The sequence below is a fragment of the Microbulbifer rhizosphaerae genome (assembly GCF_014191725.1).
Taxonomy (GTDB): domain Bacteria; phylum Pseudomonadota; class Gammaproteobacteria; order Pseudomonadales; family Cellvibrionaceae; genus Microbulbifer; species Microbulbifer rhizosphaerae.
In genome coordinates, this window is the sequence record NZ_JACHWZ010000001.1 from 228,675 (window position 1) to 247,535 (window position 18,861).

Annotated in this window: 18 protein-coding genes; 11 read left to right on the top strand and 7 right to left on the bottom strand. The window is 61.8% G+C overall.

Annotation, left to right across the window (positions count from 1 at the left end):
- Positions 1 to 138: 138 nt before the first annotated feature.
- Complete coding sequence (gene sat, locus FHS09_RS00880) at positions 139 to 1,329, top strand: sulfate adenylyltransferase (RefSeq protein WP_221191712.1); 1,191 nt, start codon at positions 139 to 141, stop codon at positions 1,327 to 1,329.
- Between the two features lie 56 nt (positions 1,330 to 1,385).
- On the opposite strand, the gene FHS09_RS00885 is transcribed toward sat, so the two are convergent.
- On the bottom strand, positions 1,386 to 1,844 hold the full coding sequence (locus tag FHS09_RS00885) for a ZapG family protein (RefSeq protein ID WP_183455718.1): 459 nt from the start codon (positions 1,842 to 1,844) through the stop codon (positions 1,386 to 1,388).
- A gap of 429 nt (positions 1,845 to 2,273) precedes the next feature.
- On the opposite strand from FHS09_RS00885, the gene zapE reads away from it, so the two are divergent.
- The 9 genes from zapE (at position 2,274) to FHS09_RS00930 (ending at position 11,074) form a co-directional block, all read left to right on the top strand.
- Complete coding sequence (gene zapE, locus FHS09_RS00890) at positions 2,274 to 3,398, top strand: cell division protein ZapE (protein WP_183455720.1); 1,125 nt, start codon at positions 2,274 to 2,276, stop codon at positions 3,396 to 3,398.
- 278 nt (positions 3,399 to 3,676) lie between these two features.
- Positions 3,677 to 4,105 carry a 50S ribosomal protein L13 gene (gene rplM / locus FHS09_RS00895; RefSeq protein ID WP_183455722.1) on the top strand — a complete coding sequence of 143 codons (429 nt, stop codon included), beginning with the start codon at positions 3,677 to 3,679 and terminating at the stop codon, positions 4,103 to 4,105.
- Positions 4,106 to 4,119: 14 nt separating this feature from the next.
- A complete protein-coding gene (gene rpsI, locus FHS09_RS00900; protein WP_183455724.1) occupies positions 4,120 to 4,512 on the top strand; it encodes a 30S ribosomal protein S9 in 393 nt (130 codons plus the stop codon).
- Between the two features lie 304 nt (positions 4,513 to 4,816).
- The gene (petA, locus tag FHS09_RS00905; RefSeq protein WP_183455726.1) at positions 4,817 to 5,416 is read left to right on the top strand and encodes a ubiquinol-cytochrome c reductase iron-sulfur subunit; all 600 of its coding nucleotides are present in this window, start codon (positions 4,817 to 4,819) and stop codon (positions 5,414 to 5,416) included.
- On the top strand, positions 5,413 to 7,614 hold the full coding sequence (locus FHS09_RS00910) for a ubiquinol-cytochrome c reductase (protein ID WP_183455728.1): 2,202 nt from the start codon (positions 5,413 to 5,415) through the stop codon (positions 7,612 to 7,614). The genes petA and FHS09_RS00910 overlap by 4 nt, the downstream gene beginning before the upstream one ends.
- Positions 7,615 to 7,730: 116 nt before the next feature.
- The gene (locus FHS09_RS00915) at positions 7,731 to 8,357 is read left to right on the top strand and encodes a glutathione S-transferase N-terminal domain-containing protein (RefSeq protein WP_183455730.1); all 627 of its coding nucleotides are present in this window, start codon (positions 7,731 to 7,733) and stop codon (positions 8,355 to 8,357) included.
- A gap of 165 nt (positions 8,358 to 8,522) precedes the next feature.
- Positions 8,523 to 8,918 carry a ClpXP protease specificity-enhancing factor gene (locus tag FHS09_RS00920; RefSeq protein ID WP_183456101.1) on the top strand — a complete coding sequence of 132 codons (396 nt, stop codon included), beginning with the start codon at positions 8,523 to 8,525 and terminating at the stop codon, positions 8,916 to 8,918.
- Between the two features lie 114 nt (positions 8,919 to 9,032).
- Positions 9,033 to 10,253 (top strand): GGDEF domain-containing protein, encoded by a 1,221-nt coding sequence (locus FHS09_RS00925; RefSeq protein WP_183455732.1) that lies wholly within the window; start codon positions 9,033 to 9,035, stop codon positions 10,251 to 10,253.
- A gap of 206 nt (positions 10,254 to 10,459) precedes the next feature.
- Positions 10,460 to 11,074 carry a YIP1 family protein gene (locus tag FHS09_RS00930; RefSeq protein ID WP_183455734.1) on the top strand — a complete coding sequence of 205 codons (615 nt, stop codon included), beginning with the start codon at positions 10,460 to 10,462 and terminating at the stop codon, positions 11,072 to 11,074.
- A 41-nt stretch (positions 11,075 to 11,115) separates the two neighbouring features.
- On the opposite strand, the gene FHS09_RS00935 is transcribed toward FHS09_RS00930, so the two are convergent.
- Both FHS09_RS00935 and FHS09_RS00940 read right to left on the bottom strand, forming a co-directional pair.
- Positions 11,116 to 13,011: a M48 family metallopeptidase gene (locus FHS09_RS00935; protein ID WP_183455736.1), complete on the bottom strand. Its 1,896-nt coding sequence runs from the start codon at positions 13,009 to 13,011 to the stop codon at positions 11,116 to 11,118.
- 44 nt (positions 13,012 to 13,055) lie between these two features.
- Positions 13,056 to 13,652, bottom strand: coding sequence for a LemA family protein (locus FHS09_RS00940; RefSeq protein ID WP_183455738.1), 597 nt, complete (start codon positions 13,650 to 13,652; stop codon positions 13,056 to 13,058).
- Positions 13,653 to 13,876: 224 nt separating this feature from the next.
- On the opposite strand from FHS09_RS00940, the gene FHS09_RS00945 reads away from it, so the two are divergent.
- Positions 13,877 to 15,067: an acetyl-CoA C-acyltransferase gene (locus FHS09_RS00945; protein ID WP_183455740.1), complete on the top strand. Its 1,191-nt coding sequence runs from the start codon at positions 13,877 to 13,879 to the stop codon at positions 15,065 to 15,067.
- A gap of 280 nt (positions 15,068 to 15,347) precedes the next feature.
- Here FHS09_RS00945 and FHS09_RS00950 read toward each other — a convergent pair whose 3' ends face one another.
- From FHS09_RS00950 to FHS09_RS00965, 4 genes are read right to left on the bottom strand one after another with little or no spacing between them, the layout of a single operon-like run.
- Positions 15,348 to 15,938 (bottom strand): BON domain-containing protein, encoded by a 591-nt coding sequence (locus tag FHS09_RS00950; protein WP_183455742.1) that lies wholly within the window; start codon positions 15,936 to 15,938, stop codon positions 15,348 to 15,350.
- A 3-nt stretch (positions 15,939 to 15,941) separates the two neighbouring features.
- On the bottom strand, positions 15,942 to 16,532 hold the full coding sequence (locus tag FHS09_RS00955) for an SIS domain-containing protein (RefSeq protein ID WP_183455743.1): 591 nt from the start codon (positions 16,530 to 16,532) through the stop codon (positions 15,942 to 15,944).
- 34 nt (positions 16,533 to 16,566) lie between these two features.
- Complete coding sequence (locus FHS09_RS00960) at positions 16,567 to 16,938, bottom strand: YraN family protein (RefSeq protein ID WP_183455745.1); 372 nt, start codon at positions 16,936 to 16,938, stop codon at positions 16,567 to 16,569.
- On the bottom strand, positions 16,925 to 18,850 hold the full coding sequence (locus FHS09_RS00965; protein WP_183455747.1) for a penicillin-binding protein activator: 1,926 nt from the start codon (positions 18,848 to 18,850) through the stop codon (positions 16,925 to 16,927). The genes FHS09_RS00960 and FHS09_RS00965 overlap by 14 nt, the downstream gene beginning before the upstream one ends.
- Positions 18,851 to 18,861 lie beyond the last annotated feature (11 nt).

The window sequence follows — 18,861 nt, forward strand, 5'->3', positions numbered from 1 at the left end:
TGAGGAGTGGGTGCTCCCCTCTCCACTTGCGGAAGAGGGGCTGCGGGCCACCACCAACCATTGGTCATTCGCGCCCGATCCGTATAATGGGCGCCTCGAAATTCCCAACACGCCCTGAATCTATTCTCGGAGAACTCTATGTCCCTGGTTCGTCCCCACGGCAGCGTCGAGCTGCAGCCCCGGTTTGTGTACGACAGCGAAAGGCATCACCAACTGATGCACGAGGCAGAGTCACTGCCGTCGATTGTGGTCAGCTCCGCGGCGGCGGCCAATGCGGTTATGCTGGGGGCGGGTTACTTCAATCCTCTGCACGGCTACATGAATCTGGCCGATGCCCTGAGTGTGGCGGAGTCCCTGCGCACCGTCGACGGTCTCTTCTGGCCCGTGCCGGTGGTGAATATGGTGGAAGATACCAGCGCGATCGAAGGCTGCTCCCGTATCGCACTGCGCGACCCCAATGTGGAGGGCAATCCGGTGCTGGCGATTATGGATGTACAGGCCGTCGAGACCGTGTCCGATGAGCAGGTGGATACCATAGCGGAGCATGTTTTCGGCACCCTGGACGACAGGCACCCCGGCGTGAACACTTTCAAATCCGCTGGCCGCCAGCTGATTTCCGGCCCCATCGAAGTGCTGAACTTCAGTTATTTCCAGAGCGATTTCCCGGATACCTTCCGCACCGCAGTGGAAATCCGCAACGAATTCACCGAGCACGGCTGGAGCCGGGTGGTGGCCTTTCAGACCCGCAACCCCATGCACCGCGCCCACGAGGAGCTGTGCAAAATGGCTCTGGAGACGGTGGATGCCGACGGCGTGCTGATCCATATGCTGCTGGGCAAACTGAAGCCGGGGGATATTCCCGCGCCGGTACGCGACGCCTCGATTCGCAAGATGGTTGAGCTGTATTTCCCGGCCAACACGGTGATGGTGACCGGCTACGGTTTTGACATGCTCTACGCGGGCCCGCGGGAAGCGGTGCTGCACGCGGTGTTCCGCCAGAACTGCGGCTGCAGCCACCTGATCGTCGGCCGCGACCACGCGGGAGTGGGGGATTACTACGGCGCCTTCGATGCGCAGACCATCTTCGACGAGAAGGTCCCGGAGGGAGCGCTGGAAATCGAGATCTTCCGCGCCGATCACACGGCCTACTCAAAAAAATTGAATAGGGTGGTGATGATGCGCGACGTTCCGGACCACACCAAGGAGGACTTTATCCTGCTGTCCGGCACCAAGGTGCGTGAAATGCTGGGTGACGGTATTGCGCCGCCCCCGGAGTTCTCCCGTCCGGAGGTGGCTCAGATTCTGATGAATTACTACCAGAAGCAGTGATGGGTGAACAATGACCAGTGGCGCCTTTGGGGGACACTGGTCATTGTGATGTGGCATCAGCGGCTCGCGGTGCCCTCGGCTTCTTCTTCCGTCCGGTCTTTTTCCAGGCCGAAATCCTCCGCCAGGGTGCCTTTGGCACCCGGCTCCTTGGGCGCCCAGTCCCGTGGTGGAGCTACTGTCAAATTCTCGTCATTGTCACTCAGCTTGCCGCTGCCGGCCTCCAGCATCTGCCTGCCGATATCCTGGCTGGACAGGCGCACCGCGCTGTTGGCCAGGTATTCGTGCACTTCCCGATAGCTCTCGGTCAGGTTGTGAACTAGCTGGGCAGTCTGGTCAAAATGTTCATTGACCTGCAGTTGGAAGTCCTCCAGTTTGCTGTTGGCTTCGCGCAGGCGGAGCTCCAGTTCCTGGGTTCGATCAACGCCGTTGCGGCTGCGGACGGCCAGAAAGGCCAATAGGGCGCCCAGCGCCAGGCCGAGAGCAGCGGCCAGAATCAATACCGATGTAGAGTGCACGAAAACTTTCTCCTCAACTTTGACAATGACACCGACAGTCCGTGACGGTGCCGTCATTATACGCAATTCAGAGCCCGGCGTCGGTTTTGAGTGGCTAGTGTGGTGTAAGGCACTAAATGCGGTTATCAGAGCCCCCCAAAATGTTCACAGCAAGGCGCCGCTCGCAGGGAATGGCTCGCCCTTTTCAAGAGCGGCAACACGGCTGTGGGTCATTTTGGGGGGCTCCCTTCGGGCGGGCCGCTAAGCAGCCATCTGCGGCGTTGCATTTACTTGACGTAGAACACTACGCCAGCGCAAATGCGCCTTGCATCTGGCCGCTTAGCGGCCCGCTGATATCCGCATTTAGTGCCTTACACCACACTGGGCGCGCACTGGGAGAATTTGGTAGAGTGGCGCCCTTCGCAACCAGTCAGTCGGTTATTTCCGTAGATGTCCCCATCCAACAGCCCGTTGCTTTCGCCCCTGGAGCGTTATCGGCGCGATTTACAGCGCCCGGACTTCATTGCCGATCCGGCCCAGCAGGCTGCAGTCGAGCAACTGCAGGATTTGTACCGGCGCCTGCTGACGCAGGGGGAGGCGGGCGGCTGGCGGGAGCGCCTGCGCGCCATGTGGCGGGGGCAGGGGGGGCCGGAGCGGGGGCTCTATCTCTGGGGTGGCGTGGGTCGCGGCAAGACGTACCTGATGGACGCCTTTTACGAGTCGCTTCCGTTTGAGCAGAAGCAGCGCACCCACTTCCACCGCTTTATGCGCGAGGTGCATCGGGAACTGAAGACCCTGGCGGGGGAGAGGAATCCGCTCGAAAAGGTAGCGGAGCGAATTGCCGGGCGGGTGCGGGTGCTCTGCTTCGACGAATTCTTTGTCTCCGATATCACCGATGCGATGATTCTCGCCAACCTGCTCGACGCGCTGTTCCGGCGCGGCGTCACTCTCGTGGCTACCTCCAATATCGAGCCGGCGGGGCTGTACAGGGACGGCTTGCAGCGGGCTCGCTTCCTTCCCGCCATCGCTTTGCTGGAGCGGCACACCCGAGTGGTCAATGTGGATGGCGGTACAGACTATCGCCTGCGCGCCCTGGAGATGGCCGAGCTCTATCACTGGCCGCTGGACGATTCGGCGGACGTCAGCCTGGCCCGGAGTTTCGCCGGGCTGATGGTGGAGAGCTGCGAGGTGCAGGAGCAGGTGGACCTGGATATAGAGGGCCGGCACATCCGCGCGCTCAAAGTGGCGGATGACGTGGCCTGGTTCGACTTCAGTGATCTGTGTGACGGACCGCGCTCCCAGAATGACTATATCGAGCTGGCCCGGGAGTATCACACCGTGCTGCTGGCCAATGTGCTGCGCTTCGACGAGCGTATGGAGGCTCAGGCGCGGCGCTTTATCAACCTGGTGGACGAGTTCTACGACCGCTGCGTCAAGCTGGTAATCTCCGCCGAGGTACCGGCGGAGCAGCTGTACGGTGGGCGCCACCTGAAATTTGAGTTCGAGCGGACGGTCAGCCGGTTGCTGGAGATGCAGTCCCGGGAGTACCTGGCGCGGCCCCATAGGCCGGATTGAGTTGGGATGGGCGCGGGAGGCCCAGGCTCTGTGGCGCTTCCGCCGGCAGGACCATCGCATCTCGCTTCTGTCCCGAGCTTGTAGCAAGCAGCCGTCCTTGGAGCGACCTCCGGCCCGGTCATCCTTGACCGGGCGCGATACCGCGCAGCGAGCAGTGCTCGCTAAGCGCGCGGTCTCGCCCCAAAACCCGCTTGAAAAGCGTACACCTCTTGTGTACTATCCGCGCTCTTTTGTGGGACGGCCCTTTTGTTTTGGGGCCATATTGCAGGTTTTATAACATGAAGACATACAGTGCCAAGCCGGAAGCGGTAACACGCGACTGGTATATTGTTGACGCTGCGGACAAGACTCTCGGCCGTATTTCCGCCGAGATCGCTACCCGTCTGCGCGGCAAGCACAAGCCTGAGTACACGCCCCACGTTGACACTGGTGATTACATCGTTGTGATCAACGCGGAAAAAGTGCGTGTAACTGGCAACAAAGCCAAGGACAAGATCTACCACAGCCACTCCGGCTACCCCGGTGGTCTCAAGTCCATCAGCTTTGAAAAGCTGGTTGAGAAAGCGCCCGAGCGCACCATTCAAAGCGCCGTAAAAGGTATGCTGCCGAAGGGTCCGTTGGGTCGCGCCATGTTCAAGAAGTTGAAGGTGTACAAAGGCAGCGAACATCCTCACGCGGCGCAACAGCCGATTGAACTGGCGATCTAAACGGAAATACTTTTATGGCAACTACTCAATACTACGGTACCGGCCGCCGCAAGACCTCCACCGCCCGTGTTTTCATCGAGCAGGGCGAGGGCAAGATCACCGTGAACGGTCGCGCCCTGGACGAATACTTCGGCCGCGAAGTGGCGCGCATGATCGTGCGTCAGCCGCTGGAAATGGTCGAAATGACTGAAAAGTTCGACATCAACGTCACTGTTAAGGGCGGTGGCTCCTTCGGTCAGGCGGGCGCTATCCGTCACGGCCTGACCCGCGCCCTGATGCAGTACGACGAAGCGCTGCGCCAGCCGCTGCGCGCCGCGGGCTATGTAACCCGCGACGCTCGTGCTGTGGAGCGGAAGAAAGTGGGCCTGCGCAAGGCGCGCAAGAGACCGCAGTTCTCCAAGCGTTAAGCTTCTCCTACGGAAAACCCGGCTACAGCCGGGTTTTTTTGTTCCGGGCCAGTGCCGGGAGAGTTTTTCGGTACTGAGCACTTCTTGTCATTTTTGCTTATTTTCTCGCCAGTTCGCTGCGGGTTTCCCGACGTTCCCGCCGGCTTGCCTTGTATCAGTTTGGCATTTTCTTTAACATTGCGCGGATTTGTATCCGCTTGATTTATGGGGTTTATTCGCGCGAAAAAGCGGTGCGGAAGGTTTTTGGGTTTGGGTCAGACCTCTTCGTCAGAAGTAAGGGGCGCTGTGATGGGAGAAATACGTCATGAGTGATGACGGTGTAAACGCGGGGCGGCGTCGTTTCCTGACCGCCGCCACCTCGGTAGTCGGTGGTGCCGGAGCAGTCGGTATCGCCGTGCCTTTTGTGAAGTCCTGGAATCCGAGCGCTAAGGCCAAGGCCGCCGGCGCGCCGGTCAAATACAACGTCAGCAAACTGGAGCCGGGCCAGATGGTCACCGTCGAGTGGCGCGGCAAGCCGGTATATGTCGTGCGCCGCACCGAGCAGGTGCTGGAAAATCTGGTCAAGGTGGAACCCTTGCTGCGGGATCCGGATTCCGAGGAGTCCATCCAGCCTCCCTATGTGGACCCCGAAAACCGCTCCATCAAGCCGCACTTGCTGGTATTGGTGGGCCTCTGCACCCATCTGGGTTGCGCCCCTATGTACCGCCCGGAAGTGGGCGCTGCGGACCTGGGTGGCGACGAATGGATGGGCGGCTTCTTCTGTCCCTGTCACGGCTCCAAGTACGACTTGGCCGGCCGTGTATACAAAGGCGTGCCCGCGCCCACCAACCTGGATGTGCCGCCTTATTCCTATGAGAGCGACGACGTAATCGTGATTGGCGTGGATCAGGAGGGCAGCGCATGAACTGGCTAACCGCACTGGGAGATTGGGTCGATCAGCGACTGCCCATCTATGAAGCCTGGGACAGGCATATGGGCAAGTACTACGCGCCCAAGAATTTCAACGTCTGGTACTTCTTTGGCGTATTTTCGCTTTTAGTACTGGTCAACCAACTGCTAACCGGCATCTGGCTGGTGATGAGCTACAACCCCACCGCCGATGGCGCCTTTGCCTCGGTCGAGTACATCATGCGCGACGTGGAGTGGGGTTGGCTGATCCGCTATCTGCACTCCACCGGCGCCTCCGCCTTTTTTGTGGTGGTTTACCTGCATATGTTCCGCGGCCTGATGTACGGTTCCTACAAGCCGCCGCGGGAGCTGGTGTGGATCTTCGGCATGTGCATCTATCTGGTGCTGATGGCCGAAGCCTTTATGGGCTATGTATTGCCGTGGGGCCAGATGTCCTACTGGGGCGCGCAGGTGATCGTGTCTTTGTTCGGCGCCGTTCCCGGCATCGGCGAGGACTTGGTGCAGTGGATACGCGGTGACTACCTGATCTCCGGTATCACCCTCACACGCTTCTTCTCCCTGCACGTGATCGCGCTGCCGCTGGTGCTGGTTCTGTTGGTGGTGCTGCATATCCTGGCACTGCACGAAGTGGGCTCCAACAACCCGGACGGCGTGGAGATCAAGAAGAACAAGGACGAGAACGGCGTGCCCAGAGACGGTGTGCCCTTCCATCCCTACTACTCGGTGCACGACCTGGTGGGTGTGGCGGTGTTCCTGTTCATCTTCTGCGTGGTGGTGTTCTTCTTCCCGGAGATGGGCGGCTTCTTCCTTGAGCACGCCAACTTTGAGGAGGCTAACCCGCTGAAGACCCCGCCGCATATTGCGCCGGTATGGTACTTTACGCCTTTCTACGCCATCCTGCGTGCGGTCACCATCGACATCGGCCCGCTGACCGCCAAGTTCCTCGGCCTGGTGGCCATGGGTGCGGCGATCGCGATCCTGTTTGTGCTGCCGTGGCTGGACAAGAGCCCCGTGCGTTCGATCCGCTACAAGGGAATCCTGCCCAAGGCGCTGCTGCTGGTGTTCGCCGCGGTGTTTATCGTACTCGGCTACCTGGGTGTCCAGTCCCCGACTCCGGGACGCAATTTCCTGGCGCAGGTGGCGACTCTGTTTTACTTCGCCTATTTCGTCACCATGCCCATCTGGAGCAACCCGGTGGAGCGCAAGGGCATCCCGTCCTGGGTAGTGAGCGGTGTCTTCGGCGTGCTCTTCCTGTGGATGGCGGTCAGTAACTGGAAGGCCAGCCTCTTTGTGGGTATTGCCAGCCTGTTGCTTGCCGCGCTCTTTGTGACACTGCCCTGGCTCACCGGCCGCGACGCGGTGCATTCGGAGCCTGAACGGGTCACCAGCCCCTCCGGCGGCAAGACCTTCGGTGTGTTGTTCGGCGGCCTGATCGTGGTGGCGCTGCTGGCCTTCCTGCCCATCAAGGCGGTGGGCGCCGAAAGCGAGGTTGAACTGGACTACATCCATATCGACCCGCAGAACAAACCCTCGCTGCAGCGGGGCGCCAAGTATTTCGTCAACTACTGCATGGGCTGTCACAGCGCTAACTTCTCTCGCTGGGAAAGGGTGTCCACGGACCTTGGAATCCCCAAAGAGCTGATGATGCAGAACCTGGTGCTGGGCGATGGCAAGATCGGGGGCCTGATGCAGGTTTCCATGCGCCCGGAAGACTCCAAGGTGTGGTTTGGCGCCGCGCCACCGGACCTCACTCTGGTGGCCCGCGCCCGCTCGCCGGAATGGCTCTACACTTACCTGCGCAGTTTCTACAGGGATGACAGCCGCCCCGTCGGAGTGAATAACAAGGTGTTCCCCAATGTGGGTATGCCCCATGTGCTGATGGAGCTGCAAGGTCTGCCGGAGTGCGCCCCCGGACCCAAGCGCGAGCACGGCCATGTGGTGCGTGATGAACTGGGCAACCCAATTATGGACGCCGAGTGCGGCAGCCTGCAGGTGAAGGATATCAAGGGCTCCATGGACCAGGCTCAGTTCGACCAGACGGTCTATGACCTGGTTAATTTCCTGGCGTATGTCGCCGAGCCGATGGCGGGGGAGCGCAAGCGCACCGGCTTCTTCGTGCTGGCATTTATCCTGGTATTCTTTGTCTTCGCCTGGCTGCTGAACCGTGAATACTGGAAGGACGTTCACCACTGAGGCAGCTGTAGACTTTATATTTTCACAGGGTGGTGGGCCTGCCTGCCGCCCTTGTTTGCTTTTATGGACAGAAGGCCGGCCACCGTGCCCGCCAATCAATTTGAGGTAGTTAGAACATGGGTGTGCCGACCAACAAGCGCTCCTCCATGACCTTCTTTTCCGATGGTCGCAGCCACTACAGCCATCGCGTGCGCATTGTGCTCGCGGAAAAGGGAGTATCCGTCGATATTATAGATGTGGACCCCGATGACAAACCTGCGGAACTGGCTGACCTCAACCCCTATAACTCCCTGCCCACCCTGGTGGATCGCGACCTGGTGCTGTTCGAAACCAAGGTGATGATGGAGTACCTGGACGAGCGTTTCCCGCACCCGCCACTGCTGCCGGTCTATCCGGTGGCTCGCGCGCAGAGTCGTCAGATCATGTACCGCATCGAGCGCGACTGGTGCCCGTTGGTGGAGAAGATTCTCGCCGGTGGCAAAGACGTCGCCGCCGCCCGCAAAGACCTGCGAGACAGTTTCGCGGGTATAGCGCCACTATTCACGGACCTGCCTTATTTCTTTAACGAGGAATTCTCCCTGGTGGACTGTTGTATGGCACCATTGCTGTGGCGTCTGGAGCAGTTTGAGGTCAGCCTGCCGAAAACCAAACAGGCGAAACCACTGCTGGACTATATGGATCGCCTGTTCTCCCGTGAGGCTTTCCAGCAGAGCCTGACCGAGTACGAACGGGAAATGCGTTGAGGGGCCAAGCCGCGCGTAGACAAAGCACCGCTTTGTGCGCGGATTGGCGCTCCGGCAGGATGGCGGGGCAGGGGGTGGATCGAACTCGATGAACTCGCGCCATGTATGGCAAGCACTGACCCCTCGTTGGCAATATTAGCGGAGAGCGACTTGAGTAAGCCGGATATGACGTCCAACCGCCCGTACATCCTGCGGGCATTCTACGAGTGGATAACCGATAACCGGTGTACTCCCTACATCCTGGTGGACACCCATCTGCCCGGCGTGCTGGTGCCCCAGCAGCACGTCAATGAAGACGGCCAGATAGTGCTCAACATTTCCGAGAGCGCGGTGGCGGGCTTGGCCATGGACAATTACGCCATCCGCTTCAACGCCCGCTTTGGCGGTGTGCCCACGGATATCCAGGTTCCGGTGGGTGCCGTAGTGGGTATCTACGCGCGCGAGAATGGCCAGGGTATGGTGTTCGAGGCGGAGGAGACCCCGGAGCCGCCCGAGCCCACCCCGCCCACCAGCCTTGGACGCAAGTCTGCGAAGAAGCCCTCGTTGCGAGTGGTGAAGTAGTCAATGACCAATGATCAATTCTTGATAATTGGTCATTGATCTGGGACTCAGTGCCCTCGGCACCCCTTTCATCCCGGTATAATTGCCGGCAAATTTCATCTTTTATTACCCGTCATGCCTTTACTACTGCACTGGCTCCGCTACTGCTGGCTGCCCGGCCTGTTGTTGGCCGCGGTTGCGGCGCAATATTTCAATCTGCTCAGTTTCCGGGGGCTGCTGCTGCCAAAGCTGCCCTATGTACTGTTGGGAATTGCCCTGTCGCTGGGGGTTTTCTTTAAGTCGAGCCGGGTGGCTTTTGTCGCGGTACTGCTGCTTGCGGGTTACACGGCGGTGAATTTCTTTCAGGTGGTCCCTGTCGGTGAGACGGTTGTGGGGCTCGCCCTGGCATTGGCGGCGGTCAATATTTCCCTGGTTTCCATCAGCGAGGACCGCAGCCCGCTAAATGGCTTCGGTGTTCTGCTGCTGGCGGTTATAACCGCCCAGGGGATGGCGCTGGCCGAACTGCAGCGATGCTGCTCAGCACAACTGGGCGGCTGGCTGCATTTCCCCGTGGGATCGATGTTGCCCCCTTGGCTGCCGGATATCCTGAAGCGGGTGCAATCGGAGGACTTGCTGTTGATATCGGCAGCCGCGTTCGCCGGCCTGAGAGCTTTCTGGCGACCGGAACATATCGGGGTGGGCCTGTTCGCCTGCGTGCTGTTGCTGCTTGGGGCCTATTACGCGGGCGCGGAGGAGGGCACACTGGTGCTGGTGGCTGTCTCCGTCGGTCTGCTGCTGACGCTGCTGGCATTGCGCTCGGCCTACGAGTTGGCCTTTCGCGATGAACTTACCGGCATTCCCTCTCGCCGCGCCTACAGTCGCTACCTGCTTACATTGGGGCGGCGCTACAGCATCGCGGTGGTGGATATCGATCATTTCAAGAAGCTCAACGATCGCTATGGCCACCAGGTGGGAGACCAGGCGCTGCGCATGGTGGCCGGGCAGATCGCCCGCTACGGTGGCGGCCGAGCCTTTCGCTACGGCGGTGAGGAGTTTGTAGTGGTTCTGCGGGGAGGAGATAACGAGCGCGCCAGTCGTTCCCTGGAGCGTATGCGGGAGAAAATCGCCGGTTACCCCCTGCGCCTGCGCGGTGCCTCCCGTCCCCGCAAGGGCGATAGCCGTGCGCTCAGCAAGCGCGGGCAGGGTGGCGGCAAGGTGATCAAGACCACTGTCAGTGTGGGGCTGGCCAGCAGCAGCCGGGAGATGAGATCCCCCGAGGACGTCCTCGGCGCCGCAGACCGCGCCCTGTATCGGGCCAAGCGCGGCGGACGCAACAGGGTTTGTGTGCATAAGTGATCGGAGCCCGGAGCCTCGAGTCCCCTGTAGGAGCGGCCGTTGGCCGCGATCAATGGTGGTTGTTGGCACAAGCCGATCGCGGCCAACGGCCGCTCCTACAGGGGAATAAAGCTCCGGCACAAACTGGCGTCCTATTCCCGCTCGTTATTGGTTAATCCGCCACCGCCCACCATACTGCAAGGCAGGGCAGTAAAGGGAGATAGGGCGTGCGATTCCTCAACCATACCCTCGGTATCTTTATCCACCCCGGCAAAGAGTGGGAGGCCATTCGCAACGAACGCCACTCCTTTGCCCAGGTATTCCTCAGTCATGTGCCGATACTGGCGTTGATTCCCTGCGTCGCAGGCTATTTCGGCGTGACCCTGGTGGGTTTCCGGGTGGGCGATCACGTGGCGAGGCTGACTCCCGGCAGTGCCGCTGCCCTGGCGGTAGTGACTTATTTCTCCCTGTTGATTGGAGTCTACCTGTTCGGTGAATTCATCAACTGGATGTCCAGATCCTACGGCGTCAAGGGCGACGAACCCACGCGCCACTACGAGGGCACCGCACTGGCGGTGTTCGTGACCACACCGATCTTTCTCTCCGGTATTGTCGGTCTCTACCCGCACCTGTGGCTGAATGCCGCAGTCACCGGCCTGGCCGGAGTCTACTCCATCTACCTGATCTTCGAAGGCATCCCGATCCTGATGAACATGAGCAAGGAGCGGGCTTTTTTGTACGCCTACTCAGTAATCACCGTCGGCCTGGTGCTGCTGGTAATAGTGCGCGTCGGGGCAGTGATTCTGTGGGGCCTGGGCATGGGGCCGGTTTATCAGAGTTGATCAACGGTCAATAAGCAACATGTTACTTCCTTGGCCATCGATCACTGACGGTTGTCCCCGATCACTGGTGGCATAGGGCAGTCCAGGCTGTCCGCCACCGCGCGCAATAATTCGATTTCCTCTGCCGCTATCACACCGTCGTGGGTCATGGTTACAGCCATGGCTTTCAGTAGTGCGGGTTTTTTCAGTGGTTTGATGGTGCCGGCGATGGCGATGGCCTTGTCCAGCCGCGGCAGGGTGATATCACCTGCGGCGGGCAGCGGTGTAATGTCCAGTTGCAACGCCCTTAGCCCGGCCTCGTAGGCGCGTTTGGCCGGCAGGTAGGCATCGTTTCCGGCGTGGGCCACAGCGGCGAGGATAAAGCGCATGGCATCGCCGGTGGCAGCGGGCTTCGTCGAGTGCCTATGGCGATCCGGAGCGCCTTCGAGTGCGTGCATCAATACCCGGTAGAGGGACCACTCCCACAATTCCACCCGGTTGTCGCTGCGCAGCAGCTTGATCAGGTTGCGCTTGAACACCTGGTACTGCTGCGGCGCCAGCGCCTTGAGCGCCGGCACGCAGAGATCCAGTAACGGCAGGCGCGCGGTGGCGGGCAGCGATTGGAGTTGCGGTTGCAGTTTGTGGATCTCCCGCACCACCGCAGGGTGGGCAATTTTTTGCAGCAGTTGCTGTTGCGTCTGCCGCAGTGCCTCGTCCCGGTGTTGCAACAGGTGGTAGACCAGTGCGCGGGCCGCGAAGGGATCGCGGGCGGCCTGCTGCAGCGCCTCGGGCACCGATTGCAACAGTTGCCGGCTGTATTGCATCTGCCGCTCGTCGGGGTTGCCGATACTGTTGTCCACGGCATCGGCCACTGTATCGAAGGGCGTGGCCGCGGTGATACCCATTACCTGGGCATCCCGCTCCGCAGACACGGCGAGCCCCGCGGCCGCCTCTTCCACCCGGGGGAAATGCCCGTTCCACTGCGGGTCCAGCCGAACGATGCGTTCATCCAGTGGCGGGTGGGTGGCAAACAGATTGGCGAAGGATCGTTTCAATCCGCTGGCAAAATACATATGGCTGAATTCGGCGGCATTGCTCGCGGAGAGTTGCGAGCCGCCGCTGTAACCGCCGATCTTTTTCAACGCGCCGGCGATGCCGCTGTTGTCTCGGGTAAACTGGACTGCCGAGGCGTCGGCGAGAAATTCCCTCTGGCGGCTCACCGCCGACTTGATTAAATTGCCGAAAAAAGTTCCCGTATAGCCGATCACCGCCAGCCCGGCACCGAGCCCCAGCAATGCGGCGCGACTGCGGCTGCGGCCCGAGCCGAAGTAGCTGCCGCGCAACAGCCAATAGCCCAGCAGGCCGATAATCAGTATGCCGTTGAGCAGGCCGACGATGCGGATATTCAGGCGCATGTCGCCGTTGAAAATATGGCTGAATTCGTGGGCCACCACGCCCTGCAGTTCATCGCGGCTGAGTTTTTCGATACTGCCGCGGGTCAGGCCGATCACCGCATCCGCGGGCTTGTAGCCGGCGGCAAAGGCATTGATGGCGTCGTCGTCGAGGATATACACATCCGGCACCGGAGTACCCGAGGCGATGGCCATCTCCTCCACCACATTGAGCGCGCGCTTCTCCGCAGCGCCGTGCGGGGCGATATTGATCTTGCGCCCACCGAGGGACTCGGCCACCGCCCGTCCACCTGCGGCCAGTTGGCGCAGCTTGTAGAGGCTGCCCAGGGCAATCACCGCGGCGATTGTCAGGGCGATGGCGGCGACCGTATCCCAGCCCAGCAACTGGCCGTCTACCGGGGAAAAGGTCTGGCCGCGGGACCAGGCCACCAGCGCCGCCGCCAGCAGGGTGGTGATGGCGATCAGCGATACCACCGCCAGGGAGAAAAGCGCGACGAGCAGGGCGCTGTTGCGCCGCGCGCGGTCCTGGTATTCGAAAAAATTCATTCAGGCTGAACCGATCAGATTTGTTGGTTGCGAGTCAAGGGAATTCAAAACTCCACTTTCGGCGCGGCCTGGAAGCTCTCGGAATCGGCGAATTCCAGCAGCCTTGCGTCCTCCCGGTGGCCGAAGAAGCCGGCAAAAAATACCGGCGGGAAGCTCTGTTTGTAGATGTTGTAGGACATCACCGCATCGTTGAACGCCTGGCGGGCAAAGGCCACCTTGTTCTCCGTGCTGGTCAGCTCTTCGGTGAGCTGCATCATGTTCTGGTTGGCCTTCAGGTCCGGGTAGGCCTCCATCACCACGTTCAGGCGCCCCAGTGCGCCGGCCAGTGCGCCCTCGGCGTGGCCCAGCTCGGTGATGGCTCCGGGACTGTCGGGATGGGCGGCGGCGGCCTTGAGGCCGGCGAGCGCGGTGTTGCGCGCACTGGTGACCGCCTCCAGGGTTTCGCGCTCGTGCTTCAGGTAACCCCTGGCGGTTTCCACCAGATTGGGAATCAGGTCGTAGCGGCGCTTCAATTGCACTTCTATCTGCGCAAAGGCGTTTTTATAGCGGTTTTTCAGCGAAACCAGTTTGTTGTAGATGCCCACCACGTAGAACATCAGCGCGGCGATGGCCACCAGCCAGACAATGGTGGAGATTTCCATAGTGCTTCCCAAAAAAATGATTGTGTGTCCGGTGCCGATATTAACTCAAGTTTTGAGTTCAGCGGGAAATTGAGAAATGTGGCTCTATGTCACATCGGGGCGTAGAAACTTGGGCCATCCCTACTGCCAAAGGCGGATATCGGGGGAGGAGCCTCCTTCGGTTATAATGCTGACCGCAATAACGACAGGCGGCTGGGCCGCCAACAGATTTGGGAGAGGCCGGTATGAGCGATGTAACTTCAGATCCCGTAGTGATAGTCGGAATGGCGCGCACGCCCTTGGGCGCCATGCAGGGTGCCCTGGCGGGAGCCAGCGCGCCGGAACTGGGCGCCGCGGCCATTCGCGGGGCCCTGGAAGACGCGGGCATGGCGCTCGCGGACGTGGATGAGGTCATGATGGGCTGCGTGCTGCCCGCGGGGCTGGGCCAGGCGCCGGCGCGCCAGGCGGCGCTGGGTGCGGGCATTCCGGAAGGGGTTCCCTGCAGCACCGTGAATAAGGTGTGCGGCTCGGGCATGAAGACCGTGATGATGGCCCGGGACGCGCTATTGCTGGGCGAGGGCAAGGTGATCGTGGCCGGCGGCATGGAGAGCATGAGCAACGCCCCCTACCTGCTGCCCAAGGCCCGCGGCGGCATGCGTCTGGGGCATGGCGAAGTGCTGGATCACATGTTTCTCGACGGCCTGGAAAACGCCTACGACGGCAAGCTGATGGGCAGCTTCGCCGAGGCCACCGCGGACAAGTACGGATTTACCCGCGAGGAGCAGGACAACTTTGCCCTGGAGTCTTTGGCCCGCGCCCAGGCGGCCATCGAGAACGGTGCCTTCGAGCGGGAAATCGCCCCGGTCACCGTGCACTCCCGCCGCGGCGACCTGGAGGTGAAAGTGGACGAGGGCCCCGGCAGCGCCCGCCCGGATAAGATCCCCCAGCTGAAGCCCGCCTTCCGCAAGGACGGTACCGTCACTGCCGCCAATTCCAGCTCCATTTCCGACGGCGCCGCGGCGCTGGTGCTGATGCGCCAGAGCGAGGCCGAGACCCGCGGCCTGAAAGTGCTCGCGGTACTGCGCGGCCAGGCCCAGCACGCGCAGCAGCCGGAGTGGTTCACCACCGCGCCTGTGGCGGCGATGCAGAGACTGCTGGGCAACACCGGCTGGTCCCCGGACGAGGTGGACCTGTTCGAGATCAACGAGGCCTTCGCAGTGGTCACCATGTCCGCCATGCGCGAGCTGAACCTGCCCCACGAAAAGGTGAACGTCAACGGCGGTGCCTGTGCCCTGGGCCACCCGCTGGGCGCCAGCGGTGCGCGAATTATCGTCACCCTGCTGGCGGCGATGGAAAAGCGTGGCGCGAAGAAGGGCGTTGCCAGCCTGTGCATCGGCGGCGGCGAGGCCACGGCGGTGGCCATTGAGCGCGTTTGACTTCCACTCAATCTGAATAAAAAACGGAGGTAGCTACCTCCGTTTTTTATTTAGCACTTTGTAGGAGCGGCGACCGCCAGGGATGGCCGGGTGCCGCCCAGCGGAATGCCGCCCAGCGGAAATGCAGATTTTGCAGGGCCGAAGGCGCCGCGAATGCGTGGAGCGGCCGGGGCAAAAATCTGTCCATGGCCGCGATCGATGGTGGGGTTCAGTCAGAGAGCCCGATCGCGGCCATGGGCCGCTCCTACAGAGGAAATCGAGCCGGCGAAGTGGGTGGGCGTCAGTCGATGTACTCCACGGCTTTGACCACCTTCTGTACCCCGCCGATACCGCGGGTCACATCCGCCGCCCGTTCCGCTTCGGCGCGAGTCAGCAGTCCCATCAGATAGACCACACCGTTTTCGGTGATTACCTTGATACGGCCGCTGTCTATCTCGTCGTTGGCCAACAGCACGCTTTTGACTTTGGTGGTCAGCCAGGCGTCGCTGGAACTGGCCAGCAGGGACACGTTGCCGCGCACCTGGATCTCGTTGTACACCTGGCGCACATTCTGCACCTGTTGCGCAGTGCGTCCGGCCAGCAGGCGCAGCTCATTGTCCGGGACCTGGCCGGTGAGCAGCACGACACCATTGAAGGCATTGACATTGATATTGGATGCCTTCAGGTCCGGGTGCGCCTTGTTGATATTGACCGTGGTGACGGTCTCCATTTTCTGGTCATCCATATAGGTGCCCAGGGAGCGTTTGCCTGGGTCCTGCTGGATGGGGCCGTCGTGGGTGGCCTCTAACACTGTGGTGCAGCCGGCCAGTGTCGCGGCAAGTGCAAAGGCGGTGAAAAGGGTAGTTTTGCGAGTTGTGTGGATTTTATGCATGGTTCAGTCCTCGTAGCCACCGAACAGGCTGCTGTCGATCAGATCGCACAGGCAGAAAATGGTTAACAGGTGTACCTGGTGCACCTCGGCCGCAGTTTCGGAGGGTACACGCAGCTCGATATCGTGGGTATCCAACAGGGCTGCACAGTCGCCGCCGTCGCCGCCGGTGAGGGCGAGTATGCCCATATCCCGGTCGCGCGCGGCGCGCACGGCCTGAACCAGGTTGGAGTCGCGGCCGTCCCCGCTGACGATTACCAGCAGGTCGCCGGGCTGTCCCAGCGCGCGCACCGGCCGCGCAAAGGATTCCGCGCGGCCGTGATTGCGCGCCACCGTGCCGATGGAGACGGCATCGCTGTTCAGTGCGATGGCGGGCAGTCCGGGGCGCTCGCGCTGGAAACCGCCCACCAGTTGTGAACAGAAACTCTGCGCCAGGGCACCGCTCACGCCGTTGCCGCAGAGCAGCAGTTTATTTTCCGCCAGCAGCGTGTGCACCACCATATCGCTGGCCTCGGCGATCAGTGGGGCGAGCAATTCGCCGGCGTTCATGGTGGCTTCCAGGCTGCGGTGGAAGAGGGTTACAACTCGCTGTTCCATTGTTTCCTTTATCGAGCGAACAGAAGGTTCGCCCCTACGGGGCCCCGAAGGCGTTGGTTATCCACTGGATGTTTCCAGCCTCGCCTTCGATGGCGACGACATCGAAGCGACAGGGGCAATCCAGCTTGTGCTGTTGCAAATAATTATCCGCGGCGGCCAGCAGTTTGCGCTGCTTGCGATGGTCCACCGATGCTCCGGCGGAGCCGTAGTGACTGTTGCGGCGATAGCGCACTTCCACGAACACCAGGGTGTCGCCGTCGCGGGCGATCAAGTCGATTTCGCCCCGGCGGCAGCGGTAGTTGCGCGCTTCCAGTTTGAGTCCGGCGCGTTGCAGGTGACGCGCCGCGGCCTCCTCCATCTGTGCACCCACATTGCCTGTGGCCGTGGGGCGGTCAAAAAGTTTCACTGTAGCCGCTGAGTTCCATGGGTTCGTCGCCGGGCGCCGGCTCGGACGCAGTGGTTACCGGCACCGGTGCGCCTTTTTCGATACGGGCCCATATCTGTTCGCGCACTATGCGGCCATCCGCGGACAGGCTCAGTGCGCCGGTGAGGCCGTGTACCCGCTGCTGCGGGAACTGGCGCAGCATGGGCAGGCGCGGGAACAGGCGGAAGGCGTCGGCGCCCAGGGCGTAGAGGCGCGCGAAGGCCGGGGCCGGGGCCGCCTGTCTCTCGATATTCTGCTTGGTGCGGTTGTCGCTCTCGAACAGCCAGGGCAGCGCGGTAAAGCGCACACCGTTGATATCCCGGTCGCGGTTGGGGTTTACCTCGCCCGAGTACACTTGGGACGTGGCGTATACGGGCAGGTCGCCGGCGTAGAAGTAGGTCAGCATGGGTTTGATCTGCCGGGCCTGCTGCGGCTGCGCGAGCACGAATACCATGTCCACGTCGCCGCGCCGGCGCGGAGTGAACTTCAGCGGTGCCGCCAGCTTGCTGCGTAGGGCGCTCTCCCGCGCCTTGCTGTCGGGGATCAACAGGGCGTCGCTGATCAGCTGGGAGAAGTTGCTGTTGTCGCGGTGGTTCCTGCTGATGCTGACTGTGCCGCCCAGGAGCAGCCACTCCTCGGTAAAGGCTTCGGCGCCGCGCTGGCCCCAGCCGGCATCGGAAGCCAGGATCATCGCCTGGCGGTGGCCCTGGCGATAGGCGTGCTGGGCCACCTGGCGGGCTTCGTCCTCGATGGCGAGGCCGAACTGCACCAGGTCGTCGGTGAGGCGGCCGCTGTCGCCCCAATTCCCGGCATAGTTCAGTGCCAGGGTTGGCACCGGCAGTTTCTCCGTGGCCAGTAGGTTGGCGACCTTGCTTTTGTCCAGGGGGCCGACAATCACCTGAGCGCCGTTGTCCACCGCACTCTGGTAGATCTCTTCAAACGGCTGTTGGGTACCGGTGTCGTACACCTGGATATTGGGGGTGGGGGCGCCGGAATCGAGGGCTGTGTAGTAGGCAGCCATGAAGCCGTCGCGAATTGCGCGCCCGGCGCTTCCCAGCGGCCCGGAAAGCGGCAGCAACAGGGCGATGCGATCGGCACTTTGGGTGGCCAGTTGTTCGAGCAGTTGCAGCGCCTGGGGCGGCTGGCGGCTGGCGCTGTGGAGCGGCCACTGCTGGCGCCAGCGGCTGAGGGCGGCGAGTTGGGAGCTGATATCGGTCTGGGTGTCGCGGCCGAGCAGGGCCAACTGGTACCAGCCGCGCATGATGGAATCGGTGCTCTCTGCGGCGCGCAGTTGCAGTTCGCTGGAGGGCAACTGGGTCAGCAGTTGCCAGAAGCCGTCGTTGTTGGCGGCAATGTCCCGCTCATCGCGGGCCAGGGCGGCAATCTGCCGGCGCTCGGCGATGGCGCTGTCCAGGTCACCGAGCAGGCCCCATAAATCGGCGCGCAGGTCGCGCAGGGGCAGGGCGGTTTCCGGCGGCAGCTGCAACCAGGCATTTTCCAGGCGCGGCGCGGCGGCCAGGTCCAGGGCGCGGAAGAATTCGTCTTCGGCGGCCAGCAAACTGCCGTACACTTGCGCGTACTGGGCGTACTGCACATCGTTTAGCTGTTTCGCTTCGATGCCGGTAACAGCCTGTTTGGCGGTCGTGTTATCGCCCAGCTTGTATAGAATGGCCGCCGCCTGCAGGCGCTGGCGGTCGCGCTCCGGCGAGGGCAGGCCCCGGGCGCTGTGCAGCAGCTGTACGGCACTGCTGCGGCTGGCGCTGTCGGAACCTACTGGAATCTGTATACCCGGCCTCGGCGCCTGTGTCTGGCAGGCGGCGAGAGCCAGGGCCAGCAGGCCGGCAATAATCGGGGGCGTGCACCGGTAAAGGGGACGCCGGGACGGGGCGGACATATTTTTCTCCC